A 25,991-nucleotide genomic window follows, 5' to 3' on the forward strand; every position below is an offset into this window, starting at 1 on the left:
TTGTCTCGTGGGCTCGGAGAGGTGTATAAGAGACAGGGTGAGGGCCATGCCCGATTATCGTCCCGCCGGCGGCGCTCAAGTTCAACTTCAGCGGTTACTGGTCGCGGCGCACCGACGACGAGCACCGCGTCATCTACAAGGTCGTCGACGACGAGGTGGTCATCGCGCAGGTGCGCGGGCACTACGATTGAGCTCGGGTCGGCTAGTCGGCGCGGGCGCGGGGCCGGTGTTCAGTGGGAGCGGCTTCAGCCGCGAATCGGCGCCCGTTCGCGGCTGAAGCCGCTCCCACGGATAAAGTCCCCGAGGGAACGCGTTACAGCAGCACCCGCTCGATACCGCCGTTGTTGGCGCGCTGCACGTACTCCGGCATCCAGTTCTCGCCCAGCACGTGCTTGGCGATCTCGACGACGATGTAGTCCGCTTCCACCCCGCCCGCATCGTTCGCATACCGCGACAGCCCCTGCAGGCAGGACGGGCAGGAGGTCAGGATCTTGACCGGATCGTGGCCGCCGTCGCGCAGCGCGGCCGCACCCTTCTCGATCTCCTGCTGCTTGCGGAAACGCACTTGGGTCGAGATGTCGGGGCGGGCGGCCGCGAGTGTGCCCGACTCGCCGCAGCAGCGGTCGCTCAGATCGACGCGCGTGCCCATCAGCTCGTTGGCGACCTTGATGCCCGAATGCACCTTCATCGGCGTGTGGCAGGGCTCGTGGTACATGTACTTGGTGCCCGTGACCCCCTCCAGCTTCAGGCCCTTCTCCATCAGGTACTCATGGATGTCGAGCAGGCGGCAGCCGGGGAAGATCTTGTCGAACTGGTACTTCAACAGCTGGTCCATGCAGGTGCCGCAGGACACGATCACGGTCTTGATGTCGAGGTAGTTCAGCGTGTTGGCGACGCGGTGGAACAGCACGCGGTTGTCCGTCGTGATCTGCTGGCCCTTGTCGTCCTCGCCCGCCGAGGTCTGCGGGTAGCCGCAGCACAGATACCCGGGCGGCAGCACGGTCGTGGCGCCGACCTGGTAGAGCATCGCCTGCGTCGCGAGGCCGACCTGGCTGAAGAGGCGCTCCGAGCCGCAGCCGGGGAAGTAGAACACGGCTTCCGATTCGTCGCGCTTCACCTGCGGGTTGCGGATCACCGGGATGACCTTGTCGTCCTCGATGTCGAGCAGCGCGCGGCTGGTGCGCTTGGGCAGGTTGCCGGGCATGGGCTTGTTGATGAAGTGGATCACCTGCGCCTTGATCGGCGGCTTGCCCAGCGTCGCGGGCGGCGCCTTCACCTGCGACTGGATCAGGCCCAGCGACTTGCCGATGCGGTGGCCGAGGCGCTGCGCCTTGTAGCCCCACTGGAGCATGCCGGTGCGGATCAGCTTGATCGTCGCCGGATCCTTCGCGGTGAGGAAGGCCATCGCCGCGGCCTTGCCGGGGTTGAAGCTCTTCTTGCCCTGCTTCCTGAGGAGGTTGCGCATCTTGATCGATACGTCGCCGAAGTCGATATCGACCGGACACGGCTTCTCGCACTTGTGGCACACGGTGCAGTGGTCGGCGACGTCCTCGAACTCGGCCCAGTGCGCGAGCGACACGCCTCGCCGCGTCTGCTCCTCGTACAGGAAGGCCTCGATCAGCAGCGAGGTGCTGAGGATCTTGTTGCGCGGGCTGTACAGCAGGTTCGCGCGCGGCACGTGCGTCGAGCACACCGGCTTGCACTTGCCGCAGCGCAGGCAGTCCTTGATGTCGTGCGCGATGTCGCCGATCTCGGTCTGCTCCATGATCAGCGATTCGTGGCCCATCAGGTTGAAGCTGGGCGTGTAGGCGTTGTCGAGGTTTCCGCCCCGCATCAGCTTGCCGCGGTTGAAGCGGCCTTCCGGGTCGACCTTCTGCTTGTACGACCAGAAGTTCGCCATCTCCTCGTCGGTGAGATAGTCGAGCTTGGTGATGCCGATGCCGTGCTCGCCCGAGATCACGCCGTCGAGCGAACGCGCCAGCGCCATGATGCGGTCGACCGCGCGGTTCGCGGTCTGCAGCATCTCGTAGTGGTCGGAGTTCACCGGGATGTTGGTATGCACGTTGCCGTCGCCGGCGTGCATGTGCAGCGCGACGAAGACGCGGCCGCGCAGCACTTCCTTGTGCACTTCCTCGATGCGCGCGAGCACGGGGCGGAACAGCACGCCGTCGAAGATCTTGTCGAGGCGCGGCTTGAGCTCGGTCTTCCACGAGGTGCGTACCGAGTAGTCCTGCAGGCGGTGGAAGAGCTTCGGATTCGCGGCGCGGTTGGTCAGCTCGCCGGCGTGCACGCCATACTCGCCGAAAGCGGCTTCGGCCTGCGCGAGCGGCAGGTCGAGATTGTCCTGCAGCCACTGCCAGCGCCGGCGCACGCTGGCGACATAGTCGAGCGCGGCCTGGCGGCGGTCGCCGATCAGTTCCTCGGCGGAAAGGTTCGCGTCACCCTGGTGCAGCGGCAGGTCGCCCTGCAGGAATTCGCTCAGCGCGTCGCACAGCTCGAGCTTGTTGTGCGTCGACAGCTCGATGTTGATGCGCTCGATGCCGTCGCAGTAGTCGCCCATGCGCGGCAGCGGGATCACGACGTCCTCGTTCACCTTGAACGCGTTGGTGTGGCGCGAGATCGCCGCGGTGCGCGAGCGGTCCAGCCAGAAGCGCTTCCTCTGCTCGGGACTCACGGCGATGAAGCCTTCGGCGGCGCGCACGTTGCACATGCGCACGACTTCCGAGGCGGCGGCCATCACGGCGGCCTCGTCATGGCCGACGATGTCGCCGATCAGCACCATCTTCGGCCGGCCGTGGCGCTTGGCCTTGGTCGTGTAGCCGACCGCCTTCACGTAGCGTTCGTCGAGGTGCTCGAGGCCGGCGAGCTGCACGCCCAGGCGTGCGCCCTCGGCGCCGGGCTTGAACCAGTCGGTGATCTCGACGATCGCCGGCACCGCCTCGCGCACCTGGCCGAAGAATTCCAGGCACACGGTGCGCGTCACCGGCGGCATCTTGTGCAGCACCCAGCGCGCGGCGACGATCAGGCCGTCCGTGCCTTCCTTTTGCACGCCCGGCACGCCGCCGAGGAACTTGTCGGTGACGTCCTTGCCCAGCCCGGTCTTGCGGCACGAGGCGCCCGGCAGCGTGAGGATATCCTCGCCGAGCAGCGCGTAGTTCGCGGCGTCGAAGCGGCGCAGGCGGAACCGCACGGTCTCCTGCTCGTGGATCTTGCCGAAGTTGTGGTCGAGGCGCTCGACCTCCAGCCAGTTGCCGTCGGGCGTGACCATCTTCCACCACGCCAGGTTGTCGAGCGCGGTGCCCCACAGCACGGCCTTCTTGCCGCCGGCGTTCATCGCGATGTTGCCGCCGATGCACGAGGCGCTCGCGGAGGTCGGGTCGACGGCGAACACGCGGCCTGCCCCGGCGGCGGCTTCGGCCACGCGCTCGGTGACGACGCCCGCGCCAGTGCGGATCGTCATGTAGGACAGGGCCGGATTGCCGCTGCCGTCGGGCAGCAGCATTTCCTCGACCTTGCCGAGGTCGATCAGCTTCTCGGTGTTGATGACCACCGAACGGGCATCGAGCGGCACGGCGCCGCCGGTGTAGCCGGTGCCGCCGCCGCGCGGAATGATCGTGAGCCCGAGCTCGATACAGCTCTTCACGAGCGGCGCCATCTCCTCTTCGGTGTCGGGGTACAGGACCACGAAGGGGTACTCGACGCGCCAGTCGGTGGCGTCGGTGACGTGGGAGACGCGCGCGTGGCCGTCGAAGCAGATGTTGTCGCGCCGCGTGTGGCGCGCCAGCGCCTTCATCGTCTGCCTGCGCAGCGCACCCGTCTCGGTGAAAAAGGCGGCGAAGCGGTCCACCGCGCCGTGTGCGGCTGTGACCAGCCTCGCGACCTTCCCGCTGCGCTCCGGGTCCTCGGTCGCGCTTTCCTCGCGGCGCTTCTCGACTTCGGTCAGGCGGTGGCGCAGCGCCTCGATCAGCGCCTGGCGGCGCTCCGGGTTCCCGAGCAGATCGTCCTGCAGGTAGGGATTGCGCTGCACGACCCAGATGTCGCCCAGCACCTCGTACAGCATGCGCGCCGAGCGGCCGGTGACGCGTTCGTCGCGCAGCGTGTTCAGTATCTGCCACGCGTCGGTGCCGAGCAGGCGGATGACGATCTCGCGGTCGGAGAACGAGGTGTAGTTATATGGAATCTCGCGCAGGCGTTGGGTCATGAGATCTTCCGGTACCGGACGGCAGTGAACCGCAAATTGTAACTTACCGCAGTGCAATATACGCGCGCTTCAAGCCCCTTTAATTCGTAGGGTCTTGATTTTCCAGCGGGTTGGTCCTGTTTTCGGACAGTTTTGCGCGCGAAAGTTCAGTCCCGGTGCGCGCTTGCGGCAACCACGGCGATCTCCACCCGCCAGCCCGGCCGCGCCAGCCCGGCAACCTGCACGCAGGCGCGCGACGGGGCCGTGCCGGCCGGCAGCCACGCGTCCCACACGGCGTTCATCGCGTCGTAGTCGGCCATGTCGGTGAGGTAGATCGTTGCCGAGAGCAGGCGCTCGCGGCTGCTTGCGGCGCGGGTCAGCAGGGTGTCGAGGCTCGCGAGGATCTCGCTCGTCTGTGTCCCGGCGTCGGCGTCTTCGCTGGCGGGAACCTCGACGATCCAGGCGGTGCCGTTGTGGATGACGATGTCGGAATAGCGGGCGGTGGTGCCCAGGCGCTGGATGTTCATGGGGAGTGACGAAAAGCTCAGGTGACGGAAAAGGCGATGAGGGCGTAGCGTAGCAGCTTGCCGAGCCCCATCCACAGCAGGCAGGCTAGCCAGGGCAGGCGCAGCCATCCGGCGGCCGCGCACAGGGCGTCGCCGACGACGGGCGCCCACGACAGCAGCAGCACCGGCGCGCCGTGATGGCGCACCCAGTCGAGGCGGGTGGTGTCGGCGCGTTGCGGCAGCAGGCGCGCGAGGCCCCAGGTGCTCATCCCGCCCAGCGTGTTCCCGAGCGTCGCGAGCGCCACGGCGGCCATGAGCTGTTCCGGGCGCAGGCTCAGGACGCCGGCGAGCACCAGCTCCGAGCCGCCCGGCAGCAGCGTCGCCGACAGGAAGCTCGACACGAAGAGGGCGGCCAGCCCGGCGTCCGGGCCGGGGTCGAGCAGGGTCAGGAAGCTCATCGGCGAGCCTGCGCCGGTATTTCCCCAGTGGGGCCGGCTTCAGCGCCGAACGGGGGGCGGGCTTCCTGTGGGAGCGGCTTCAGCCGCGAATGGGCGTTGTCGCACGCGGTGCGGTCCATTTGCAGCTGAAGCCGCTCCCACATGGCCCTTCGTGCGTTGCCGCGTCCCGCCTCGTCGGGCCTTGCATCCACTTCGGCCAGGTGCATCAGACGATGTCGACGAACACCAGCTCGCGCTCGACCTCGTTCGCCGAAAAGCCGCAGCCGATGCGCCCGCTACCTGCGAGCACCAGCTCGGCGCCCTTGATGCAGCTCTCCTTGCCACTGTCGTCGGCGAGGAAGGTGCCGTTGGTGCTCTGGTCGATCAGCACGAAGCCGTCGCGCCGACGCTCGATGCGTGCATGCTGGCGCGACGCGCGCGGGTCGGCGATCACGATGTCGTTGCCAAGCTCGCGTCCGAGGAGCACGACCGGGCGTGCATGGTCCACGAACAGGGTGTCCTGCCCGTGGCGGATGCGCACGCGCGGCTCGACCGGTTTGTCGACTGGAGTCGAGGCAGCGGCGGGCTGGCGCGCCACCGCGAAGGCGGTCCAGCCCAGGCCCGCAAGCGCGGGGTTGCGCGAGGGCGAGGTGGCGACGAATTGCCGTCCGGTGGCCGACAGTTGCGTGACGACGGCCTCGCTCGCAAGGGCGTGCCCCGGCTTGGCCGTCTCCGCCAGGCGCGTGGCGCCGCGTTCTGCGTCCTCCGCACCGGTTCCGCAATGCAGGCCGACGCTGATCGTCATGCGCAGGCCGCGCAGCGGCGGCAGGCTCTGCACGCGGTCGAACATCTCGCAGATGGCGAGCACCGCCGCGTCGCCATGCCGGAAACTCGCGCACACGCCGGCGTCGGCGCGTCGCTCCGCCGTGCCGCCGTGGGCCTCGATGGCAAGGTCGATGCGGTGCATGCAGCGCTCCAGCGCTCGCCGCGCCTCGGTCGGCTCGAGCGCCTCGGCGATACGGTCCGCTCCGGGTATTTGGACGACGAGGACGCAGACGTTGTTCGGCTCGGTCATGGCCGGGATTCCGTTGCTGTTGCGGGCCGGCGGGGGGGGCTGCCGGGCGCTGCTGGAGGTGAAGTCGCGGGGTCTGGAAATGATCGTCAAATGGTAGCGGCGACGCAAGCCGCCGGCATAGGCGCTCAGTCCTCGTCCGTGAATTCACTCACGATGGGGATCACGCGGCTCGGCGCGGGCAGTTCGGGGCGGTCGAAGGCGATGTCGCCCTCGGCCACCAGGGTGTCGCGCGTGAGGCCGCGGAAGTCGAACAGCGAATTGTCGGCGAGGTGCGAGGGCACGACCTGGGTCATCGCCGTCGCGATCGACTCGATGCGCCCGGGGAACTCGCGCGCCCAGCCCTGCAGCATGTTCTTGATCTGCTTCCTCTGCGCATTCTCCTGCGAGCCGCACAGGTTGCACGGGATGATGGGGAAGTCCATCGTGCGCGCGAAGCGCGCGATGTCGTTCTCGGTGCAGTAGGCGAGCGGGCGGATCACGACGTGCTCGCCGTTGTCGCTGACCAGCTTCGGCGGCATCGCCTTCAGCTTGCCGCCGAAGAACATGTTGAGGAACAGCGTCTCGATCATGTCGTCGCGGTGATGGCCGAGCGCGATGCGCGTGGCGCCGATCTCCTTGGCGACGCGGTAGATGATGCCGCGGCGCAGGCGCGAGCACAGCGAGCAGGTCGTCTTGCCCTCGGGGATCTTGTCCTTGACGATCGAGTAGGTGTCCTCGGTGACGATGCGGTACTCGATGCCGATCGACTCGAAGTAGGCCGGCAGCACGTCGGCGGGAAAGCCGGGCTGCTTCTGGTCCAGGTTCATCGCCACGATGCGGAAGTTCACCGGAGCGCGCTCGCGCAGCGCCATCAGGCAGGACAGCAGCGTGTAGGAGTCCTTGCCGCCCGACACGCACACCAGCACGGTGTCGCCTTCGCCGATCATGTTGAAGTCGGCGATCGCCTTGCCGACGCCGCGCTCGAGCTTCTTCTTCAGGCGCAGGAAGGTGTTGGAGAAGCGGGCGTCGCCCGCTGCGGCGGGATGGCGAGCCTCGGCGGCGAGTGCGTCGGGGGTCGGGAGGGCTGCCTTGGCGGCAGCGGCGGGGGCGTTCACGGCGGGAGTCCTGCAGGAAAGACGGGGCGGATTATACCTTTGCGCGCGGGGGCTTAGCGTCTCCATTCGCCCGAGCCTGTCGAAGGGCGCTGGCAGGGCTGCGACAGGCTCGGGGCGAACGGAATTCGGAGGTCGGGCTAAAGGCTCACTCAAAGGTGCGCGCTGCGCCCGCCATCGACCGCGAGGATCTGGCCGGTGATGTAGGGCGCGTCGAACACCAGGAAGCGCACGGTGCGGGCGATGTCGGCGGGGCTGCCGCTGTGGCCGAGCAGCGTGTGGCGCACGATCCGGTCCTGCTCGGCGGGCGCGATCTGGCCATCCTCGGGCCAGTCCACGGCGCCCGGCGATACGCCGTTCACGCGCACCTCGGGGGCGAGCTCGACCGCGAGCGCCCTGGTCAGCCCCAGCAGCCCGGCCTTGGCGGCGCAGTACAGCGGGTAGTGGCGCAGGGGGCGCTCGGCGTGGATGTCGACAATGTTCACGATCGCACCGCGCGCCGCGCGCAGCGCCGGGGCGAGGGCCTGCGACAGGAACAGCGGCCCCTTCAGGTTGGAGCCGATCAGGTTGCTCCAGGCTGCGGCATCGATCGTGCCGAGCGGCGTGGGGAAGAAGCTCGACGCGTTGTTCACCAGTGCATCGAGGCGGCCGTGGCGCGCCAGCACGGCGTCAGCGAGGGCCTCGGGGGCGCCGTCTTCCTGCAGGTCGGCGTGTGCCGTCCAGGCCGAGCCGGGGCGCACGCGGTTCAGTGCGTCGGCGAGCGCATCGGCGTCGCCGCCCGAGCTGCGGTAATGCAGCACCACGTTCGCGCCCGCGGCATGCAGCGTTCGCGCGATTTCGGCGCCGACGCGCCGTGCGGCGCCGGTGATGAGGATGACGGGAGTGTCCTGCTTGTCCATGGTCGAAGGGGCTTGTGAATAGCGTGTGCGGTCGTGTGGGAGCGGCTTCAGCCGCGAATCGGTCGTGCCATGAGCGGAGCCGCCCCTTCGCGGCTGAAGCCGCTCCCACGGCGAAGCCGTCCCGCGCGGGGAGGCAGCGGCCTCCGCGGGGACTGCGGCGCGCCGGTTAGAATACGCGTTTTCCGTCGCACTTCGCCCATGTCCCTGCCCGAACCTTCCGCCGACGCCCTCGAACAGAGCACGCGCCTTCTCCGCACGATCACCGCCGCCATTGCCGAGGCCGGCGGCTGGATCCCGTTCTCGCGCTACATGGAGCTCGCGCTGTATGCGCCGGGCCTGGGGTATTACAGCGGCGGCGCGCGAAAGTTCGGTCCCGGCGGCGACTTCATCACCTCGCCGGAACTCACGCCGCTGTTCGGCCAGGCGCTCGCGGCGCAGGTCGAGCAGGTGATGCGCGCCTCCTCCCCGCACGTGATCGAGGTCGGCGCCGGCACCGGCCTGCTCGCCGCGGACCTGCTGCTGGAGCTCGAGCGCCGCGGCTGCGCGCCGGAGAGCTACGGCATCCTGGAAGTCTCGGGCGAACTGCGCGAGCGCCAGTTCGACACGCTGGCGGCGAAGGCGCCGCATCTGGCCCCGCGCGTGCAGTGGCTCGACACGCTGCCCGAGCGCTTCGCCGGCGCCGTGGTGGCGAACGAGGTGCTCGACGTAATGCCTGTGCATCTGGTCGCCACGCGCGGCGACGCGCTGTACGAACGCGGCGTGGCGGTCGACGGGGAGGGCGTGCTGCGCTGGGCGGATTCGCCCGCCACCGGCGCGGTCGCCGCCGCGGCCGCCGCGCTCGAGCTGCCGCGTTCGGACAGCGCCGAGTACGTCACCGAGATCAACCTCGCCGGGCGCGCATGGATCGGCGAGTGGGCCGCGCGGCTGGAACGCGGCGCGCTCTTGCTGATCGACTACGGCTATCCACGCGCCGAGTACTACCTGCCTTCGCGTTCGAGCGGCACGCTGCTGTGCTACTACCGCCACAACGCGCATCCCGACCCCTTCCTGTGGCCGGGGCTGAACGACATCACCGCCTTCGTCGATTTCACCGCCGTCGCGGAAGCCGCGTTCGACGCCGGGCTGGACGTATTGGGTTACACCAACCAGGCGGCCTTCCTGTTCAACTGCGGGGTGCTGGATTGCCTCGCGCGGCGCGCGCCGGAGGAGAGCGCGGACTACATCCGCGCGGCGCGCGCCGTGCAGCGCCTGACGACGCCGCAGGAGATGGGGGAGCTCTTCAAGGTGCTCGCGGTGGGGCGCGGCATCGCCGAGCCGCTGCTGGGCTTCATGCGCGGCGATCGACTGCACGCACTGTAGCGGGACGTAACACGCCGCCCGCGCCGGCCGGCGCGGGCGCGTCATCGCTTGCGGGCCGGCGCTGCGGCGCGGTTTCGCGCGCAACGGCCGGGCCGTTCATTCCTGGTAGCGGTACACCGCTTCGAGGAAATGTTCGACGTCGATCGGCGGCAGCTGCGCTTCATGTGCCGCGTGCTCGACTTCCTGCAGCCTTGCCGCGACTTCCGGCTGCGGCGGCAGCCAGTTCGCGTTGAGGACCTCGTCGCCGTACTCTTCCGTCGGCTCCTCGATGGCCTTGCCCGTCGTCATGTCCATGATCGTCACCATGTTGGCCTCCGCTGCGTGCTCGGGTGATCCGGCTACCTGGGTGAACTATCGGCAGCCGCGTCCGATTCCTTAATCCCTTGCTCCGTATGTGCGGGCTCGCGCTTTGTTTTCAACTCCGGCACGGCGCGGAATCACGTTCCGTGACGGAGCTGGCGAGGGTGCCTCCTCGCACCCTCGCTTCCATCATGAATGGGAATGATGACGATTTCCAGCGCGTGATCAAACAATCTGTGTCGGAAGCCACGCGGCAATGTGGTCGGCGACCGTGCGCCAGTCGCGTTCCAGCATCACGCCGTGGCCCAGGCCGGGAAAGATGTGCGCGGGCTCGCCGTACATCGCTGCGGTCATCGACACCTGCGCGGGCGGGATGAGGTGATCGTGCTCCGCGCCCAGGATCAGCATCGGCGGGCGGTGCATACGCGCCGGCTGCGGCAGGTTGAACAGCGTCATGTCCCAGATCGCGCGATGCGATTCGGGCTGGCACTGGCGGTAGAAGCGCATCAGCGCGGCGTCGTCGACGGGCTGGTGGAAGAGCGCCTCGCGCAGGCTCTCCGGTGCGGGGTGCCCGCCGTTGAGCATGCTGTTGAGGTCGTGGATGAGGTTGGGCTTGTTGAAGATCAGCCCGATCGCCGAGCCCATGAGTCCCTGCGGCGGCACCGAGCACAGCAGTACCGTGGCGGGCACGCCGGCGCGCTCGAGGTACTTCTGCACGACCATCCCGCCCATCGAGTGGCCGATCAGCACCGGTTGCGCGGGCAGGCGGGTGACGACTTCGGCGACGTCGCGCACGTAGTCGTCGATCGACAGCGTGTCGAGCGCGGCGTGCCGCCGGCTGCCGCCGTGCCCCGACAGCGACACCGCATAGCAGGTGTAGCCGGCGTCGGCGAAGTAGGGCAGGAAGTGCTCCGCCCAGCACCAGGCGCCAGTGTAGGCGCCGTGGATGAAGAGCAGCGGCGTCGCGAAGGCGGGCTTGCCGGACGGGCTGCAGGCGAGGACTTCGAGGTCGCCGAAACGGTTGGCGTTCATGGGCGGAGCTCCGCTGCAACGGGACTTCCGGTGGGCGAGGTTGGGGAAGTGGTGTCGGTCATTCCTGGCGTCTTCTTGTGGCGGGCGGGCACGTTGCGGCGGCGCGGCCTCGCGGGGTCTAATGCATGTTTATTTGCCGGAGCAGCGCGTGTTGAAGTGGCTCGTCGTGATCGTGCTGATGGTACTGGTAATCGGCCTGTTCCGGCCCGGACTGGCGCGGTTGCGCTTCGGCCACCTGCCCGGCGACCTGCATTTTCGCGTCTTCGGCCGACCGTTTCATCTGCCGTTTACCAGCACGATCCTCCTTTCGCTGGTGGCATGGGCCGTCCTGCGGGCACTGTGAGCGGGGGCAGCGCCCACTGGTTCGGCGTGCGGCGCGAATTCAATTCGCATCGCGGCCCGCGTCGGCAGCGCTCCGGCCGCCCAGCGCCCTGACCGCGGTGACGCGCGCCGCATGCACGCGCTGCGGGATCTGCGCCTTGTCGTCGCAGGCACGCGCGATCGCGCCCGCATCCACGCCCTGGATCGCGGCCAGCGCCGCACGCCAGCGCTCGGCACGGACGTAGGGCGCCTCGCGGCCTGGGCGGCCGTGGTAGTCGCAGGCGGCGGCTTCCAGCAGCAGGGCGAAGCGTTCGGGCCGGCGCAGCGCGTCGACCGTCTCGAGCACCTTGACCATGGTTTCCGGACGTAGCTTATCGACCTGGTGAAGGATGCCGTGCTCGCGCGCGAAGATCACCGCCAGGTCGCGGCATTCGACCGGCGCGCGCAGGCGCTCCGACACCGTGCGCGCGCGCGTCGCGCTCTTCGCCTCATGGCCGTAGTGGTGCGGCAGGATGTCGGCCGGCGTGTCGCCCTTGCCGAGGTCGTGCATCAGGCAGGCCCAGCGCACGGGTAGCGGCTGCTGCGTCTTCGCGGCGTGGTCGAGCACCAGCAGCACGTGCTCGCCGGTGTCGACCTCGGGGTGGTGCTCCACCGGCTGCGGCACGCCGAACAGGCGGTCCACCTCAGGCAGGATGCGCGCCAGCGCGCCGCAGTCGCGCAGCACCCGCAGCATGCGCGAGGGCACGTCCTCCATCAGCCCGCGTGCGAGTTCCTGCCATACGCGCTCGGGCACGAGGTGGTCGACCTCGCCGTCGGCGACCATCGCGCGCATCAGCGCCAGCGTCTCCGGTGCGACCGTGAAATCGCCGAAACGCGCGGCGAAGCGCGCGACGCGCAGGATGCGCACCGGGTCTTCGGCAAAGGCCGGGCTCACGTGGCGGAACACGCGCGCGGCGAGGTCCGCCTGGCCGCCGTAGGGGTCGATCAGCGTGCCATCCTCGTCCGCGGCGATCGCGTTGATCGTCAGGTCGCGCCGTAGCAGGTCGTCTTCCAGCGTCACGTTGGGCGCGGCATGTACGACGAAGCCGGTGTAGCCGTGTCCGCTCTTGCGTTCGGTGCGCGCGAGGGCGTATTCCTCGTTGGTCCGCGGATGCAGGAAGACGGGGAAGTCCTTGCCGACCGGGCGGAAGCCGCGTGCGAGCATCTCCTCGGGCGTGGCGCCGACGACCACCCAGTCGCGATCCTGCACCGGCAGGCCGAGCAGGCGGTCGCGCACGGCGCCGCCGACGACATAGCAGCGCATCAGCCGTACAGGTCCTCGGCGGGGATGGATTCGGTCTCCGCGCGTGCCGCCGCCTCCCATTCCTTCATCGCCGGGTGGGCGAGCATCGCCGCGAGATACTCGGCGGCGGCACCCGCCGGCTGCACGCCGTAGGTCTTGAAGCGGAAGCAGACCGGGGCGTACATCGCGTCCGCGATCGAGAAGGCGCCGAAGAGATACGGTCCGCCCGCATTGGCCTTCGCCCCGAAGCGCGCGCGGCAGTCGTTCCAGATCGCCTCGATGCGTGCGATGTTGGCGTCGACGCCCGGCGTGTGGCCCTTGCCGGCGTAGTCCTTGCGGATGTTCATCGGCATGTTCTCGCGCAGGTCCTGGAAGCTCGAGTGCATTTCCGCGCTGATCGCGCGCGCCACCGCGCGTGCCGCGGGATCGGACGGCCACAGCGAGGGCGACTTTTCCGCCAGGTATTCGCACACCGCCAGCGAATCCCATACCGCGAGGCCGTGGTCGATCAGGCAAGGCACCTTGCCCGAGGGCGAGTGCTGCAGGATGCGCTCGCGGCTGCCCTCGATGAACAGCGGGATGCGGATCTCCTCGAAGGACTGGCCGCTGGCGCGTGCCGCCATCCAGGGACGCAGGGACCAGGACGAATAGTTCTTGTTGCCGATGATCAGTTTCATGCGCTCGTCTCCGTGGGGGTGTCGGGGTGCAACGGAAGGCTCAGCCGTGGCGCGGGCGGCGCGCGCGGCTGCGCATCGGGTAGTAGCGGGCGCGCAGATGCCCCTCGCCGATCCAGGTCGGCGCGAGCCCCTCGAGCCCGGCGGGCTGCATGCCGAAGGGCAGGGGGGCGCCGCCGGCGACGTTGTCGACGCGCATCGAGCGCACGTTGTCGCGGCTCATCAGCGGTCGCGGCGCGAGTTCCATCAGCCGCGCCTGCAGCAGTGCGAGGCCCTCGGGCAGCGGGATCACCGGGCGCGGACGCCCGGAGAGTTCGCTGACGTATTCGACCAGCTCGCGCAGGGTATACACCTTCGGCCCCGCCACTTCGTAAGTCTGGCTGCGTGCCGAGGGCTCCGTGAGACTGCGCCACACGACCTCGGCGACGTCATCGACATGCACCGGCTGGAAGCGCGCATGCGCACCCGCGAGCGGCAGCACGGGGAAGAGCTGCGCGAGGCGGACGAACATGTTGAGGAAATTGTCCTCGCGGCCGAAGATCACCGACGGGCGCAGTATCGTCCACGCCGGCGCATCGCCGGCCGCGCGTATCGCCTCCTCTCCGGCGGCCTTGGAGCGCTGGTATTCGGACGGGCCTTCGGCCGCCGCCCCGAGCGCGCTGATATGCACGAGGCGCGCGACGCCGGCTGCCCGGCAGGCGGCGACGATCTTGCGCGGCAGCTCGACGTGGGCCCGTGCAAAGTCGGGACCGTAGGGCTTGCCCGGGCGCGAGTGCAGGATGCCGACGAGGTTCACGACGGCGTCGGCGCCGGCGAACAGCTGCGACAGGCTCGCCGGGTCATGGACGTCGGCCTGCGCCACCTCGACCGTGGGAATCGGCAGCAGCGCGCCCGCATGTGTATGGCGCCGCGTGGGCACCAGCACGGCCACGCCTTCGCGCGACAGGCGGTTTGCGATGGCGCGGCCCACAAACCCGGTGCCGCCGACGAGTACGACGCGTTCCAGTTTCATGTTGCAGCCTCCTTGCGCGGGACCGGCGACCCCTAGGGCTCCGCCGTCAGCCGCGGCGAGATCGTGCCGAGGCGGGCCTTCAGCGACTGCGGCTTCGCCTCCAGCATCGCGGCATAGATCACCGCGTTCGCCATCACCTTCTTCACATAGTCGCGCGTTTCCTCGAACGGGATCGTCTCTGCATAGATCGCGCCTTCGAGCGGACGTTCGTCGCGCCATTTTCGTGCGCGCCCGGGTCCCGCATTGTAGCCGGCCGACGCGAGTACCGGATGGTCGTCGAGATCCTCGAGGATCAGCCGCATGTAGCTCGTGCCCAGCAGCACGTTGGTGTCCGGGTCGGTCAGCATGCCCTGGTGATAACCGGTGAGGCCGATCTTGCGCGCGACCCACTTGCCCGTGGCAGGCATCACCTGCATCAGGCCCTGGGCGCCTGCGCTCGAGCGTGCCGGTGCGATGAAGCGGCTTTCCTGGCGCATCAGGCCATACACCCAGGCCATGTCCAGTCCCTGCTGGCGCACCTGGGGCTCGATGAGCTGGCGATACGGCGTGAGGAAGCGCAGGTCGTAGTTCGCCTGCGGGTCGGTGCGCTCGGCGGTGTTGATCGCGCGGTCGTAGATCTCGTTGCGCAGCGCAAGCCGTGCCGCGGCGACCAGGAAGGCCTCGTCGCGGCCGCGCAGCGACCAGTTCCACTCGCGCATGCCTTCGGTGCGCATCTCCAGCCGGTACAGCGCGAGCGCGCGGCGCAGGCCGGGGTCGGCCTCGGCGCGCGCCATGTCCTCGGCCGTGATGTTGCCGTTGCGCGCGGGGGCGGCAAAGAGCTTGCCGAGCTCCTCGCCGGCGAGGATGCCGTAGAAGCCGGGCTGTCCGGCGATGCGCTGGAACAGCGCCGCAGCCTCGGCCGGCCGGTTCTGTGCGGCGAGCGCGCGGCCGAGCCAGTAGGTCCACTCCGGCTGTGTCTGCTCGGTCGCGGCGAGGCCCTCGATCGCCGTCTGCACGCCGCGCCAGTCCTCGACGCGCAGCTCGGCGCGTACGCGCCACGCGCGCTGCTCGGCGCTCATCGGCACCTTGCCGGCGGCGCGGAACCAGCGCACCGCCCCCGGCGAGCCCTGCAAGGACCCGTGATGACCGAGGGTCGCGTGAATGTAGGCGCGCTCTTCGGCGCCCAGCCGCTCCTCGATGCGTGCGAAGCGCGCGTAGGCGGACGACACGTCCTCGCGCGCGACCCGGACCAGCGCGGCCAGTGCCAGCTCGCGTCCCGCGCGCGAGAGGGCGAAGTTCGCCGGCAGGCGGTCGAGCCAGGCCGCCGGGCTCTTCATCATGCGGTCGAAGTCGGCGAGCGGCGGCGCGTCGGCGCCCGGCATCCACGACAGCGTCGCGCGCGCGTTCGATGGGTTGCGGCTGTCGACCTGCCGCCGCACGCGCCACCACAGCTCGTCGCTGCCGATGTGGCCCGCCAAGGTCAGCGTGCGGAACACCGGCTCGCAGGCGCTATGGTTGTCCGCGAGCTCCATCCAGCGTGCGCGGACCTCCTCCAGCACGCTCAGGTCGCCCGACTCCAGGCGCGCATTGCGCTGCAGGCAGCGCAGCTCCGCGTCCGGTTCGCGCAGGTCCGCGTACACCTGAAGGAAACCGCTCCAGTCGTATTCGCGCGCCATGCGTCGCAGCCAGTCCGCGCGCAGCCGCTCGGCGAGCAGGCTGTCGGCCTCACGCAGCAGGAATTCGTTGAGCTCGTCGACCGGCGGCGCTTCGGGACGGGCGAGGATGTTCGTCAGCCGCCAGTAGCGCACGTAGGGATCGAGCACGTGCGGCTCGCGCTCCGCAGCGAGGCGCTCCAGCATTGCACGGTCGCCGGTGCGCAGCGCCTCGCGCGCGGCGAGGATGCGGTCGTCCCCGATCTGCCCGAAGGCTCCCTGCGTCAGGCTCGCCAGCGTCAGAGCCAGCGCCGCCCACAAACCCTTTGCCATCCCTTACCATCCCCTTTCAATCAGCCCGACCATACCACAGTGAATTCCGCCCATCCTGCCCCCGGCATAGATTCCGCCGATCCCTCCGAGCAGCGCCGCGCCCTGCGCGCCCGCACCATCGCCGCGCGTCAGGCGCTCACGGCGACGCATCGCGCCGCGCTGATGCGCCATCTGGAAATCCATCTCGGCGAACTCGTCGCTCGCCTGGCGCCGACGAGCCTGGGCTTCTGCTGGCCCTACCGCGGCGAGCCGGACCTGCGTGCCTGGGTCACGCACTGGCTGGCGGCGGACAGCGCGCGCGTCGCGCTGCTGCCCGTGGTGCCGCATCAGGCCGGCCCGATGGAGTTCCGCCGCTGGATTCCCGGCATGGAAATGCCGCTCGATCGCCACGGCATCCCGCATCCGGCGCACGGCGAGGCGGTCGTTCCCGACATGATCCTCGTGCCGTGCAACGCCTTCGACGCCGCGGGCTACCGCGTCGGCTACGGCGGCGGATACTTCGACCGCACCCTGGCGGTGATGGATCCCGTCGCGGTGGGGCTGGGCTTCGAGTTCGCGCGGGTCGATGACGTGTGGCCCCAGCCGCACGATCGTCCGATGGACTGGATCGTCACCGAGGCCGGCGCCTTCCCCGCTCAGCCCAGGAACATGCGGTAGGCAGGATTGGCCGACTCGTCCGCGTATTCATAGCCGAGCCGGTCGAGGAAGTCCTGGAAGGCGCCCTTGTCCTCGGGCGGCACCTGCATGCCCACCAGCACGCGGCCGAAATCGGAGCCGTGGTTGCGGTAGTGGAACAGGCTGATGTTCCAGTCCGAATGCAGGCTGGTGAGGAAGTTCATCAGCGCGCCGGGACGCTCGGGGAATTCGAAGCGGTACACCAGTTCGTTGTTCACGTGCGGTGCCCGGCCGCCGACCATGTAACGGATGTGGCTCTTCGCCATCTCGTCGTCGGTCAGGTCCACCGCGGGCAGCTCGTGGCGTTCCAGCATCTCGACCACGCGCGTCGCCTCGGCGCGGTTATGCACCGCGACGCCGACGAAGATGTGGGCCCGCTGCGGATCGGCGTAGCGGTAGTTGAACTCGGTGATGTGACGGTTGCCGATCAGGCTGCAGAACTTGCGGAAGGAGCCCGGCCGCTCGGGGATCGTTATTGCGAACACTGCCTCGCGCTGTTCGCCGACCTCGGCGCGCTCGGCGACGAAGCGCAAGCGGTCGAAGTTCATGTTCGCGCCGGAAGCCACGGCAACCAGGTTCTTGCCGTGCAGGTTGTGGCGTTTCGCGTACTCCTTCGCGCCGGCGACCGCGAGGGCGCCCGAGGGCTCGAGGATGGAGCGTGTGTCCTCGAACACATCCTTGAGCGCCGCGCAGATCGCGTCGTTGTCGACCAGGATCATCTCATCGACGTACTGCTGGCACAGGCGGAAGGTCTCCTCGCCAACAAGTTTCACCGCAGTGCCGTCGGCGAACAGCCCGACCTGCTCGAGCTCGACGCGCCGGCCTTCGGCGAGTGAGCGCGTCATCGCGTCGGCGTCCACGGTCTCCACGCCGATGATCCTGGTTTCGGGGCGCAGGCGTTTGATGTAGGCCGCCACGCCGGCGATCAGGCCGCCGCCGCCGACGGCGCAGAACACCGCGTGGATCGGGTCCGGGTGCGCGCGCAGGATCTCCATGCCGATCGTGCCCTGGCCGGCGATCACGTCCGGGTCGTCGTAGGGATGGACGAAGGTCAGCTTCTCGGTCTTCTCGAGTTCCACCGCGTGGGCGTAGGCGTCGGAGTAGGAGTCGCCCGCGAGCACCACCTCGCCGCCGCGCGCCTTGACCGCCTCGACCTTGATCTGCGGCGTGGAGGTCGGCATCACGATCACTGCGCGCACGCCCATGCGCTGCGCGGAGAGCGCGACGCCTTGCGCGTGGTTGCCCGCCGAGGCGCAGATCACACCGCGCTTGAGGGCCTGCGGCGACAGGTGCGCCATCTTGTTGTACGCGCCGCGCAGCTTGAAGCTGAACACCGGCTGCATGTCCTCGCGCTTCAGGTGGATGCGGTTATGCACGCGCTCCGAGAGGTTCGTGGCGAGGTCGAGCGGCGTTTCCTCGGCCACGTCGTAGACGCGGGCATTGAGGATCTTTTCCAGGTAATCCGGTGTTGCGGCAGTCATCGGGGAAGCCTTCGCGGGGCGGCGCAAAGACATTGAGCGTATCAGCCGATGCGGCACTGCGGCAAGCGTCTTGCCGGCGGTGCCGTTCAGAGGGTTTCGCCGTCCGCGTCGAGCAGGCGCTGCTGGCGGTCGATGAATTCCTGCGTCGAATCGATGCCGCGCAACTGCAGGATGGTCGAGCGCACGGCAGCTTCGAGCAGCACCGCGATGTTGCGTCCGGCCGCGACCGGTAGGGTGGTGCGGATCACCGGCACGCCGAGGATGTCCTGCGTCTCGCGCTGCACCGGCAGGCGCGAGGGGTCGGACTGGCCCGGCAGGCGGCGTTCCAGATGCACGATCAGGCGCAGGCGCATTTTGCGCCGGCAGGCGGTCTCGCCGAAGATCGTGCGGATGTTGAGGATGCCCAGGCCGCGCACCTCGATGAAGTCCTTCAGCATCTCCGGGCAGCGCCCTTCGAGCACCGTCGGCGCGATGCGCGAGAACTCGACGATGTCGTCGGCGACCAAGCCATGGCCGCGCGAGATCAGCTCCAGCGCGAGCTCGGACTTGCCGGCGCCGGAGCTGCCGGTGATGAACACGCCGATGCCGAGCACGTCCATGAACACGCCGTGCAGCGAGATCTTCTCGGCGAGCTCGCGCGACATGTACAGGCGCAACTGGTCGATCACGCTCGCGGAGGGCTGCGGCGTCGTGATCAGCGCGACGTCGGCGTATTCGCAGATGCCGCGCAGGATGTCGGGGATCGCGCAGCCGTCGGCGACGATGATCGCCGGCGGGCGCGCACCGATGATCTCGGTGAGGTGGTGGGCGACCTTGTCGCGCGCATGGCGCTGCGCCCACGCGAGTTCGGCCGCGCCCAGGATCTGGATGCGCGTCGGGTGGATCAGGTTGAGGTGGCCGACGAGGTCGGCTGGCCAGATGCGCTCTTCGTTGACCGAGATGACCCGATCCAGCCGGCCGCTGACGTGCGTCAGCTCCAGCTGTTCGCGGTGCAGGTCATACAGCCGCGCGACGCTGGTCTGCCGCATGCGGGCCCCAGGAGGCGAACAGCGAATGGATCGTTGCGACGTCGGGTGCGTTCTGCAGTTGCTCGCGGAAATCGCGGTCGCTGAACATCTGTGCGAGCTCGGAGAGCAGTTGCAGGTGGGTCTCGTTGGCCTGCTCGGGCACCAGCAGCACGAACAGCATCGTCACCGGGCGGCCGTCGGGGGCGTCGAACTGCACCGGGACCGAAAGGCGCAGGAAGGCGCCGGCGGCGTCCTTCAGGCCCTTGATGCGGCCGTGGGGAATGGCGATGCCCTGGCCCAGGCCGGTCGAGCCGAGGCGTTCACGTGAAAACAGGCTGTCGAAGACGACGCTGCGGGCGATGCCCTGATTGTTCTCGAACAGGAGGCCGGCTTGTTCGAAGACGCGCTTCTTGCTGCTCGCGTCCAGATCGATGACGACGTTCGAAGGAGGCAGGAGTTCGGCGATGAGGCTCATGCGGGTCACCACCTGCACGACACGGGCCGTGCCGCTGCCGATCGGAGGCGGGAGGAGGCTCGGGGTGTGCGGCAGGCGCGGGTTGAAAACGCGCGAATTATAAACACACCCCGGACCCCCGGCGTGAACTAAAGGATCACAGCTCGGTCGGTTGCTGGTGCTTCAGCGTGTCGTGGCCGTGGTCGTGGTTCTTGCCCTTGTACTTGAGCACCTGGCGGTCGAGCTTGTCGGCCATGCTGTCGATCGCGGCGTACATGTCACCGTCCTCGCTCTCGACGTAGATGTCCTTGCCGCGCACGTGCAGCGTGACTTCCGCCTTCTGGCGCAGCTTCTCCACCGACAGGATCACGTTGACGCTGGTCACGTTGTCGAAGTGGCGGATGACGCGATCCAGCTTGGTGTTGACGTACTCGCGGATCGCGGGGGTGACTTCGACGTGATGTCCGGTGATGGTGAGATTCATGATGATTCCTCGTATTGTCAGATCGTCTTTCAGATCGCTTTGCGCAGGCTGACCGGCGGGATATTGAGTGACTCGCGGTACTTCGCAATCGTCCTGCGTGCCACCACGATACCCTGCTGGCCCAACAATTCGGCAATTTTCGCGTCGGACAGGGGCTTCTTCCTGTCTTCGGCCTCCACCAGCTGGCGAATCAGCGCCCGAATCGCCGTGGAAGATGCCGCCCCACCGGTGTCGGTGGCAACGTGGCTGCCGAAAAAATACTTCAGTTCAAACACGCCGCGCGGTGTGGCCATGAACTTCTGCGTCGTGACCCGCGAGACCGTCGACTCGTGCAGCTCGAGCTGGTCCGCGATCTCCCTCAACGTCAGGGGTCGCATCGCCACATCTCCATAATCGAAGAACTGCCGCTGCTGGTCAACGATCGCCTGCGAAACCCGCAGGATGGTGTCGAAACGCTGTTGCACGTTCTTGATCAGCCAGCGTGCTTCCTGCAGCTGGCTGGTGAGTGCGCCGCCCGATCCGCGGTTCTGCTGCAGGATGCTGGCGTAGAGCGAATTGATGCGCAGCTTGGGCATCGCCTCGGGGTTGAGCGTGACCGTCCAGCGGTTGCGCACCTTGCGCACGACGACGTCCGGCAGGATGTAGCGCGTCTCCTGCACCGAGTGCTGGGAGCCCGGATGCGGGTCGAGACGGCAGATCAGCGCGTGCGCGGCGCGCAGCGCGTCGTCGTCGCAGCCGGTGGCGCGCTTGATGCGCAGGAAGTTGCGCTCGGCGAGCAGGTCGAGGTGCTCGTCGACGATCTTCAGCGCGAGGTCGCGCGTCGGGCAGGAGGGCATTGCCCTGAGCTGCAGGCTCAGGCATTCCTGCGGGTTGCGCGCGCCGATGCCGGCCGGGTCGAGGTTCTGCACGTGGTGCAGCGCGATCGAGAGGTCGTCGAGGTCGTATTCGAGCTCGGGCGGCAGCAGCGGCAGCAGTTCCTCGAGCGACTGGTTGAGGTAGCCGTCCTCGTCCAGCGCCTCGATGATGAAGCGCACCAGCGCGCGGTCGCGGTCGGACAGCGGCGACAGGCTCACCTGCTGGTCGAGGTGGTCGCGCAGGCTGGTGCCGGCGGCCTGCAGTTCCTGGAAATCGGTGTCATCGTCATCGTCGCGGTTCGAGGAGCCGCTGCTCGCGCTCGACCATTCGCCGGCTTCGTCGAAGCTTGCCGGCTCGCTCTCGCCATGCGCCTCCTCGGGGGAGGCAGGTGTTTCGGTCTGGTTGCCGGCGGCTTCGCTCGGCTCGCTCGAGCCCTGGGCCGCGCCCGGCGAAAAATCGCTGCCGTCGCCGTCCTCGCGCTCGAGCATGGGATTCTCGAGGAGGAAGCGTTCCAGCTCCTGGTTCAGCTCCAGCGTGGACAGCTGCAGCAGCTTGATCGATTGCTGCAGCTGCGGCGTCAGCGTGAGGTGCTGGGAGATCTTGAGCTGGAGGGACGGTTTCATGGCGCTTCGCCGATAGTGGGCTCAGAGGCGGAAATGCTCGCCGAGATAGACGCGGCGAACCTGTTCGTTGGCGACGATCTCGTCGGGGCGTCCGCTGGCGAGCACGCGGCCTTCGCTGATGATGTAGGCACGGTTGCAGATGCCGAGCGTCTCGCGCACGTTGTGGTCGGTGATCAGCACGCCGATGCCGCGGTCGCGCAGGAAGCGGATGATCTTCTGGATATCGAGCACGGCGATCGGGTCGACGCCGGCAAAGGGCTCGTCGAGCAGGATCAGGCGCGGGTCGGTCGCGAGCGCGCGGGCAATCTCGCAGCGGCGCCGTTCGCCGCCGGACAGCGAGACCGAGGTGTTGTCGCGCAGGTGCGCGATGCCCAGTTCCTCGAGGAGTTCCTCGAGAAGCTCGTCGACGCGTGCGCTGCCGAGGCCCCGCAGCTCCAGCACGGCGCGGATGTTCTCGGCGACGGTGAGCTTGCGGAACACGCTCATTTCCTGCGGCAGGTAGGACAGGCCGAGGCGCGCGCGCGCGTGCACGGGCAGGTGCGTGAGCTCGGCGTCGTCGAGGCGGATGTCGCCGCCGTCGGCACGCACGAGGCCCACGATCATGTAGAAGCAGGTGGTCTTGCCGGCGCCGTTGGGGCCGAGCAGGCCGACCACTTCGCCACTGCCGACCTCGAAGCCGACATCGTGGACGACGGTGCGCGCCTTGTAGCGCTTCTGCAGTCCGGCGACCTTAAGCAGACTCATCGGGGTTCTCTTTCAATATCTTGCGTATCACGTCGGTGCCGAAGCCGCGCCCCTGCAGGAATCTCGCCTGCCTGGCCCACTCGCGCGCGTCGGCCGGCGTGGCGCCGAACTTGCCGCGCCACACGGTGCGGGCGCGTTCGACGTCATCCTCGACCGCCTCGACATCGAGTGCGGCGTCTATCGTGTCGCGTCCGACGCCGCGCTGGGCGAGCTCACGGCGCAGCCGCGCGGTGCCGAAGCGGGCGGCCTTGCTGCGCACCCAGGCTTCGGCGAAGCGGTGGTCGCTGAGCAGGCCCAGTTCGGTGATGCGGTCGAGCACGTCTTCGATCTCGTCGGCGGAGCCGTGCGGGGCGAGCTTGCGGGCGAGCTCGGCGCGCGAGTGCTCGCGGCGCGCGAGGTGCCGCAACGCGCGTTCCCGCAGGCTCGTCTCCGGCATGATCCCGTGAAGGGGCGTCAGGCCGCCTCGGCAGCCGGTTGCGCGGGCTCGGCCGGCAGTTCCTTGAGGCCGACCGCGACGCGCACCTTGTTCTCGATCTCGCGCGCGAGCGCCGGATTGCCGCGCAGGAATTCGCGCGTGTTGTCCTTGCCCTGGCCGATCTTGTCGCCCTGGTAGGAGTACCAGGCGCCCGCCTTGTCGACGATCTTTTTCTCGACGCCGAGGTCGATGATCTCGCCTTCGCGCGAGATGCCCTCTCCGTAGAGAATGTCGAAGTGCGCTTCCTTGAACGGGGGCGAGACCTTGTTCTTGACGACCTTGCAGCGCGTCTCCGAGCCGACGACCTCGTCGCCCTTCTTGATCGCGCCGGTACGGCGGATGTCGAGGCGCACGGAGGCGTAGAACTTGAGCGCATTGCCGCCCGTGGTGGTCTCCGGGTTGCCGAACATCACGCCGATCTTCATGCGGATCTGGTTGATGAAGATCACCAGCGTGTTGGTGCGCTTGATGTTGGCGGTGAGCTTGCGGAGCGCCTGGCTCATCAGGCGGGCCTGCAGGCCGGGGAGCTGGTCGCCCATCTCGCCCTCGATTTCGGCCTTGGGGGTGAGTGCCGCGACCGAGTCGATGACGACGATGTCGACGCCGCCCGAGCGCACCAGCATGTCGGCGATCTCGAGCGCCTGCTCGCCGGTGTCGGGCTGCGAGATCAGCAGGTCGGTGATGTTCACGCCGAGCTTCTCGGCGTAGCCGACGTCGAGGGCGTGCTCGGCGTCGATGAAGGCAGCGGTGCCGCCGAGCTTCTGCATCTCGGCAATGACCTGCAGCGTCAGCGTGGTCTTGCCGGACGATTCCGGGCCATAGATCTCGACGACGCGGCCGCGCGGCAGTCCGCCGAGGCCGAGCGCGATGTCGAGTCCGAGCGAGCCGGTCGAGACGGTCTGGATGTCCTTCTCGACGTTGCCGTCGCCCATCCGCATGATCGAACCCTTGCCGAACTGCTTCTCGATCTGCGAGAGCGCGGCGGCGAGGGCCTTGGCCTTGTTGTCGTCCATGTCCTGTCCTTTCAAAACGTTGGGGAATTATGGCACAGAGATTGCTGGTGCGCTGCAGGTCACTATTACGGTGCCCTGAAAATGATTATGTCATCAAGCCGGCGAGTGCGTGGATGACCGCCTGGCGCCGGATCCGAGTGCGGTCACCGGTGAAGTGAACGGTTTCGCTGCGCAGCTCGCCGTCACGTTCGCCCCACGCGAAGCACACCATGCCGACCGGCTTGGCGGCGGTGCCGCCGCCGGGGCCGGCGACGCCGGAAACCGCGAGGGCAAAGCGTGCGCGGCTGTGCGCGAGGGTGCCGGCGACCATTTCGCACACCGTCTCCTCGCTGACCGCGCCGCTGCCGGCGAGCGTCGCCGCGGCGACGCCGAGGAGTTCCTGCTTGGCCTCGTTGGAATAGGTCACGAAGCCGCGGTCGAACCAGCCGGAGCTGCCGGCGGTGGCGGTGACGGTCTCGGCGACCCAGCCGCCGGTGCAGGATTCGGCGCAGGCGAGCGTGGCACCGCGCGCGGCGAGCCAGTCGCCGACGCGGCGCGACAGGGCGTGCAGTTCGTCGTCGTTCATCGGATCACCCCAGCAAATGCTTCAGCACCGCAAGCGCGAGAATCGCATAGCCGGCGGCGATCAGGTCGTCGAGCATCACGCCGAAGCCGCCGCCGATGCGGCTGTCGGCCCAGCGGATGGGTTGCGGCTTGACGATGTCGAAGAAGCGGAACAGCACGAAGGCCGCCGCCTGCCACGCGAGGCCGGGCGGGGCGAAGAACAGCACCAGCCAGAACGCGACGATCTCGTCCCACACGATCGCGCCGTGGTCCGATGCGCCCAGGGCGCGGCCGGTGCGGTCGGCGGCGATGATGCCGGCGACGAAGAAGCTCGCGAGCAGCGCGAGGAAGACGAAATCCGAGATCGGCGCGCGCAGCAGCGGGTAGAGCAGCCAGGCGGCGAGGGTGCCGGCGGTGCCGGGGGCGCGCGGCGAGAGGCCCGAGCCGAAGCCGAGCGAGATGAAGTGGGCGGGGTGGCTCAGGAGCAGGCGGACGGTGGGGCGCATGGACGGCTTGGGCTGGAGGATTCAGGCGAAATGGTCGTAGCCGGCGTGGGCCGTGGTGTGCTCGCGCCCGTCGGCTTCGCGAAGTACGAGTTCGTCGGTCTTCGCGGTGATCGTGCCGATGCGCGACAGCGGCAGTCCGTGCTTGCCGGCGAGGGCGGCGAGGTGCTCGCGTCGTGACGGCGCCGCGGTGAAGAGGAGCTCATAGTCGTCGCCGCCGGACAGCAGGCAGCGCCGCGCGAGGGCTTCGTCGGCCCCGCAGGCACGCAGGGCGGCCAGCGGCAGCGCTTCGACCTCGATGCGCGCGCCGCAGCCGGAGGATTCGAGGATGTGGCCGAGATCGCCGAGCAGGCCGTCGGAGACGTCGAGCATCGCGCTGGCGACGCTGCGCAGCGCCTGCCCGAAGGCGACGCGCGGTTGCGGGCGGTGCAGGGCAGCGAGACAGGTATGTGCCGCTGCGGGCGCGAGCGCCGCTTCGCCGCGCAGGTGCGCGAGGCCGAGTGCGGCGTGGCCCGGTTTTCCGGTGATCCACAGGTCGTCGCCGGCTCGCGCGCCGCCGCGCGTGATCGCGGCGCCCGCCGGCACTTCGCCGAAGATGGTCACGCACAGGTTCAGCGGGCCGCGTGTGGTGTCGCCGCCCGCGAGATCGACGCCGAATGCGTCGGCGCAGGCGAAAAAGCCGCGCGCGAAGGCCGCGATCCACGCTTCGTCTGCCGCCGGCAGCGACAAGGCCAGCACGGCCCAGCGCGGTTCGGCGCCCATCGCGGCGAGGTCGGAAACATTGACCGCGAGCGTCTTCCAGCCCAGCGCCTTGGGCTCGGCGTCGGCGAAGAAATGCGTGCCGGCGACCAGCATGTCGGTCGATACGGCCAGTTGCATGCCCGCGCGTGGCGTGAGCAATGCCGCGTCGTCGCCGACCGACAGGGTCGTGTGCCGTGCGGGGCGGGTGAAGTGGCGGCGGATGAGGTCGAACTCGGAGGGCATGGGGGGGCGGGCGCGGTT

General features: G+C 68.7%; 27 protein-coding genes. 4 read left to right on the top strand and 23 right to left on the bottom strand.

Features of this window, described 5'->3' with window-relative positions; genetic code table 11:
• Nucleotides 1-56 precede the first annotated feature (56 nt).
• A complete protein-coding gene (locus GO615_RS29250) occupies nt 57-191 on the top strand; it encodes a Txe/YoeB family addiction module toxin (RefSeq protein ID WP_339380121.1) in 135 nt (44 codons plus the stop codon).
• 122 nt (nt 192-313) lie between these two features.
• Here GO615_RS29250 and GO615_RS23830 read toward each other — a convergent pair whose 3' ends face one another.
• The 6 genes from GO615_RS23830 to GO615_RS23855 all read right to left on the bottom strand — a co-directional run bounded on the left by GO615_RS23830 (nt 314) and on the right by GO615_RS23855 (nt 8,188).
• Nucleotides 314-4,201, bottom strand: a complete 3,888-nt coding sequence (locus tag GO615_RS23830; protein ID WP_169132373.1) for a DUF3683 domain-containing protein — start codon at nt 4,199-4,201, stop codon at nt 314-316.
• Nucleotides 4,202-4,347: 146 nt separating this feature from the next.
• Nucleotides 4,348-4,707 carry a RidA family protein gene (locus GO615_RS23835; protein ID WP_169132374.1) on the bottom strand — a complete coding sequence of 120 codons (360 nt, stop codon included), beginning with the start codon at nt 4,705-4,707 and terminating at the stop codon, nt 4,348-4,350.
• 17 nt (nt 4,708-4,724) lie between these two features.
• On the bottom strand, nt 4,725-5,144 hold the full coding sequence (locus GO615_RS23840; protein ID WP_169132375.1) for a YqaA family protein: 420 nt from the start codon (nt 5,142-5,144) through the stop codon (nt 4,725-4,727).
• A gap of 205 nt (nt 5,145-5,349) precedes the next feature.
• Complete coding sequence (locus GO615_RS23845; RefSeq protein ID WP_169132376.1) at nt 5,350-6,198, bottom strand: adenylate/guanylate cyclase domain-containing protein; 849 nt, start codon at nt 6,196-6,198, stop codon at nt 5,350-5,352.
• A gap of 125 nt (nt 6,199-6,323) precedes the next feature.
• The gene (gene ttcA / locus GO615_RS23850) at nt 6,324-7,292 is read right to left on the bottom strand and encodes a tRNA 2-thiocytidine(32) synthetase TtcA (protein ID WP_169132377.1); all 969 of its coding nucleotides are present in this window, start codon (nt 7,290-7,292) and stop codon (nt 6,324-6,326) included.
• A gap of 149 nt (nt 7,293-7,441) precedes the next feature.
• Nucleotides 7,442-8,188, bottom strand: coding sequence for a pteridine reductase (locus GO615_RS23855; protein ID WP_169132378.1), 747 nt, complete (start codon nt 8,186-8,188; stop codon nt 7,442-7,444).
• A 198-nt stretch (nt 8,189-8,386) separates the two neighbouring features.
• Between GO615_RS23855 and GO615_RS23860 the strand changes: the two genes are divergently transcribed.
• On the top strand, nt 8,387-9,547 hold the full coding sequence (locus tag GO615_RS23860; RefSeq protein WP_169132379.1) for a class I SAM-dependent methyltransferase: 1,161 nt from the start codon (nt 8,387-8,389) through the stop codon (nt 9,545-9,547).
• Nucleotides 9,548-9,643: 96 nt separating this feature from the next.
• Here the strand turns inward: GO615_RS23860 and GO615_RS23865 are convergent, their stop codons facing one another.
• Nucleotides 9,644-9,853 (bottom strand): hypothetical protein, encoded by a 210-nt coding sequence (locus GO615_RS23865; RefSeq protein WP_169132380.1) that lies wholly within the window; start codon nt 9,851-9,853, stop codon nt 9,644-9,646.
• A gap of 219 nt (nt 9,854-10,072) precedes the next feature.
• Complete coding sequence (locus GO615_RS23870) at nt 10,073-10,879, bottom strand: alpha/beta hydrolase (RefSeq protein WP_169132381.1); 807 nt, start codon at nt 10,877-10,879, stop codon at nt 10,073-10,075.
• Nucleotides 10,880-11,027: 148 nt separating this feature from the next.
• Here GO615_RS23870 and GO615_RS23875 point away from each other — a divergent pair, with 148 nt between their 5' ends.
• Entirely contained in the window at nt 11,028-11,222 is a 195-nt protein-coding gene (locus GO615_RS23875; RefSeq protein ID WP_169132382.1) for a DUF2905 family protein, read from the top strand.
• A gap of 39 nt (nt 11,223-11,261) precedes the next feature.
• Here GO615_RS23875 and GO615_RS23880 read toward each other — a convergent pair whose 3' ends face one another.
• From GO615_RS23880 to GO615_RS23895, 4 genes are read right to left on the bottom strand one after another with little or no spacing between them, the layout of a single operon-like run.
• Nucleotides 11,262-12,503, bottom strand: coding sequence for a multifunctional CCA addition/repair protein (locus GO615_RS23880; protein WP_169132383.1), 1,242 nt, complete (start codon nt 12,501-12,503; stop codon nt 11,262-11,264).
• On the bottom strand, nt 12,503-13,159 hold the full coding sequence (locus tag GO615_RS23885; protein WP_169132384.1) for a glutathione S-transferase family protein: 657 nt from the start codon (nt 13,157-13,159) through the stop codon (nt 12,503-12,505). The genes GO615_RS23880 and GO615_RS23885 overlap by 1 nt, the downstream gene beginning before the upstream one ends.
• Nucleotides 13,160-13,199: 40 nt before the next feature.
• The gene (locus tag GO615_RS23890; RefSeq protein ID WP_169132385.1) at nt 13,200-14,168 is read right to left on the bottom strand and encodes a complex I NDUFA9 subunit family protein; all 969 of its coding nucleotides are present in this window, start codon (nt 14,166-14,168) and stop codon (nt 13,200-13,202) included.
• A 32-nt stretch (nt 14,169-14,200) separates the two neighbouring features.
• Nucleotides 14,201-16,132, bottom strand: a complete 1,932-nt coding sequence (locus tag GO615_RS23895) for a lytic transglycosylase domain-containing protein (protein ID WP_169132386.1) — start codon at nt 16,130-16,132, stop codon at nt 14,201-14,203.
• Between the two features lie 39 nt (nt 16,133-16,171).
• Here GO615_RS23895 and GO615_RS23900 point away from each other — a divergent pair, with 39 nt between their 5' ends.
• A complete protein-coding gene (locus GO615_RS23900; protein ID WP_169132387.1) occupies nt 16,172-16,789 on the top strand; it encodes a 5-formyltetrahydrofolate cyclo-ligase in 618 nt (205 codons plus the stop codon).
• Here the strand turns inward: GO615_RS23900 and ilvA are convergent.
• The 11 genes from ilvA to thiL form a co-directional block, all read right to left on the bottom strand.
• Nucleotides 16,768-18,288, bottom strand: a complete 1,521-nt coding sequence (ilvA, locus tag GO615_RS23905; RefSeq protein ID WP_339380120.1) for a threonine ammonia-lyase, biosynthetic — start codon at nt 18,286-18,288, stop codon at nt 16,768-16,770. The genes GO615_RS23900 and ilvA overlap by 22 nt on opposite strands.
• Before the next feature lie 86 nt (nt 18,289-18,374).
• On the bottom strand, nt 18,375-19,316 hold the full coding sequence (gene hprK / locus GO615_RS23910; RefSeq protein ID WP_169132389.1) for an HPr(Ser) kinase/phosphatase: 942 nt from the start codon (nt 19,314-19,316) through the stop codon (nt 18,375-18,377).
• Nucleotides 19,285-19,770 carry a PTS IIA-like nitrogen regulatory protein PtsN gene (gene ptsN, locus GO615_RS23915; RefSeq protein ID WP_169132390.1) on the bottom strand — a complete coding sequence of 162 codons (486 nt, stop codon included), beginning with the start codon at nt 19,768-19,770 and terminating at the stop codon, nt 19,285-19,287. The genes hprK and ptsN overlap by 32 nt, the downstream gene beginning before the upstream one ends.
• A 136-nt stretch (nt 19,771-19,906) precedes the next feature.
• On the bottom strand, nt 19,907-20,233 hold the full coding sequence (hpf, locus tag GO615_RS23920) for a ribosome hibernation-promoting factor, HPF/YfiA family (RefSeq protein ID WP_169132391.1): 327 nt from the start codon (nt 20,231-20,233) through the stop codon (nt 19,907-19,909).
• 29 nt (nt 20,234-20,262) lie between these two features.
• Nucleotides 20,263-21,711: an RNA polymerase factor sigma-54 gene (locus GO615_RS23925; protein ID WP_169132392.1), complete on the bottom strand. Its 1,449-nt coding sequence runs from the start codon at nt 21,709-21,711 to the stop codon at nt 20,263-20,265.
• A gap of 21 nt (nt 21,712-21,732) precedes the next feature.
• Nucleotides 21,733-22,455 carry an LPS export ABC transporter ATP-binding protein gene (gene lptB, locus GO615_RS23930; RefSeq protein WP_169132393.1) on the bottom strand — a complete coding sequence of 241 codons (723 nt, stop codon included), beginning with the start codon at nt 22,453-22,455 and terminating at the stop codon, nt 21,733-21,735.
• Nucleotides 22,442-22,891: a recombination regulator RecX gene (gene recX / locus GO615_RS23935; RefSeq protein WP_169132394.1), complete on the bottom strand. Its 450-nt coding sequence runs from the start codon at nt 22,889-22,891 to the stop codon at nt 22,442-22,444. Before recX ends, lptB begins: the two co-directional genes overlap by 14 nt.
• Before the next feature lie 17 nt (nt 22,892-22,908).
• Entirely contained in the window at nt 22,909-23,943 is a 1,035-nt protein-coding gene (recA, locus tag GO615_RS23940) for a recombinase RecA (RefSeq protein WP_169132395.1), read from the bottom strand.
• Nucleotides 23,944-24,028: 85 nt separating this feature from the next.
• Nucleotides 24,029-24,508 carry a nicotinamide-nucleotide amidohydrolase family protein gene (locus GO615_RS23945; RefSeq protein ID WP_169132396.1) on the bottom strand — a complete coding sequence of 160 codons (480 nt, stop codon included), beginning with the start codon at nt 24,506-24,508 and terminating at the stop codon, nt 24,029-24,031.
• Between the two features lie 4 nt (nt 24,509-24,512).
• Complete coding sequence (locus tag GO615_RS23950) at nt 24,513-24,992, bottom strand: phosphatidylglycerophosphatase A family protein (RefSeq protein WP_169132397.1); 480 nt, start codon at nt 24,990-24,992, stop codon at nt 24,513-24,515.
• A 21-nt stretch (nt 24,993-25,013) separates the two neighbouring features.
• Entirely contained in the window at nt 25,014-25,973 is a 960-nt protein-coding gene (gene thiL, locus GO615_RS23955; RefSeq protein ID WP_169132399.1) for a thiamine-phosphate kinase, read from the bottom strand.
• Nucleotides 25,974-25,991 lie beyond the last annotated feature (18 nt).

This window comes from Aromatoleum evansii (genome assembly GCF_012910805.1).
Taxonomy (GTDB): Bacteria; Pseudomonadota; Gammaproteobacteria; order Burkholderiales; family Rhodocyclaceae; genus Aromatoleum; species Aromatoleum evansii.

Excerpts from the sequence above, each read along its gene's own strand:
- hprK (WP_169132389.1), bottom strand. The coding sequence starts at position 19,316 with ATGCGGCAGACCAGCGTCGCGCGGCTGTATGACCTGCACCGCGAACAG.
- GO615_RS23860 (WP_169132379.1), top strand. The coding sequence starts at position 8,387 with ATGTCCCTGCCCGAACCTTCCGCCGACGCCCTCGAACAGAGCACGCGC.
- GO615_RS23865 (WP_169132380.1), bottom strand. The coding sequence starts at position 9,853 with ATGGTGACGATCATGGACATGACGACGGGCAAGGCCATCGAGGAGCCG.
- recA (WP_169132395.1), bottom strand. The coding sequence starts at position 23,943 with ATGGACGACAACAAGGCCAAGGCCCTCGCCGCCGCGCTCTCGCAGATC.
- hpf (WP_169132391.1), bottom strand. The coding sequence starts at position 20,233 with ATGAATCTCACCATCACCGGACATCACGTCGAAGTCACCCCCGCGATC.
- GO615_RS23835 (WP_169132374.1), bottom strand. The coding sequence starts at position 4,707 with ATGAACATCCAGCGCCTGGGCACCACCGCCCGCTATTCCGACATCGTC.
- GO615_RS23925 (WP_169132392.1), bottom strand. The coding sequence starts at position 21,711 with ATGAAACCGTCCCTCCAGCTCAAGATCTCCCAGCACCTCACGCTGACG.
- GO615_RS23840 (WP_169132375.1), bottom strand. The coding sequence starts at position 5,144 with ATGAGCTTCCTGACCCTGCTCGACCCCGGCCCGGACGCCGGGCTGGCC.
- thiL (WP_169132399.1), bottom strand. The coding sequence starts at position 25,973 with ATGCCCTCCGAGTTCGACCTCATCCGCCGCCACTTCACCCGCCCCGCA.
- GO615_RS23895 (WP_169132386.1), bottom strand. The coding sequence starts at position 16,132 with ATGGCAAAGGGTTTGTGGGCGGCGCTGGCTCTGACGCTGGCGAGCCTG.
- GO615_RS23890 (WP_169132385.1), bottom strand. The coding sequence starts at position 14,168 with ATGAAACTGGAACGCGTCGTACTCGTCGGCGGCACCGGGTTTGTGGGC.
- GO615_RS23845 (WP_169132376.1), bottom strand. The coding sequence starts at position 6,198 with ATGACCGAGCCGAACAACGTCTGCGTCCTCGTCGTCCAAATACCCGGA.
- lptB (WP_169132393.1), bottom strand. The coding sequence starts at position 22,455 with ATGAGTCTGCTTAAGGTCGCCGGACTGCAGAAGCGCTACAAGGCGCGC.
- GO615_RS23870 (WP_169132381.1), bottom strand. The coding sequence starts at position 10,879 with ATGAACGCCAACCGTTTCGGCGACCTCGAAGTCCTCGCCTGCAGCCCG.
- GO615_RS23945 (WP_169132396.1), bottom strand. The coding sequence starts at position 24,508 with ATGAACGACGACGAACTGCACGCCCTGTCGCGCCGCGTCGGCGACTGG.
- GO615_RS23950 (WP_169132397.1), bottom strand. The coding sequence starts at position 24,992 with ATGCGCCCCACCGTCCGCCTGCTCCTGAGCCACCCCGCCCACTTCATC.
- GO615_RS23880 (WP_169132383.1), bottom strand. The coding sequence starts at position 12,503 with ATGCGCTGCTATGTCGTCGGCGGCGCCGTGCGCGACCGCCTGCTCGGC.
- GO615_RS23830 (WP_169132373.1), bottom strand. The coding sequence starts at position 4,201 with ATGACCCAACGCCTGCGCGAGATTCCATATAACTACACCTCGTTCTCC.
- recX (WP_169132394.1), bottom strand. The coding sequence starts at position 22,891 with ATGCCGGAGACGAGCCTGCGGGAACGCGCGTTGCGGCACCTCGCGCGC.
- GO615_RS23855 (WP_169132378.1), bottom strand. The coding sequence starts at position 8,188 with ATGGACAAGCAGGACACTCCCGTCATCCTCATCACCGGCGCCGCACGG.
- GO615_RS23885 (WP_169132384.1), bottom strand. The coding sequence starts at position 13,159 with ATGAAACTGATCATCGGCAACAAGAACTATTCGTCCTGGTCCCTGCGT.
- ilvA (WP_339380120.1), bottom strand. The coding sequence starts at position 18,288 with ATGACTGCCGCAACACCGGATTACCTGGAAAAGATCCTCAATGCCCGC.
- ptsN (WP_169132390.1), bottom strand. The coding sequence starts at position 19,770 with ATGAGCCTCATCGCCGAACTCCTGCCTCCTTCGAACGTCGTCATCGAT.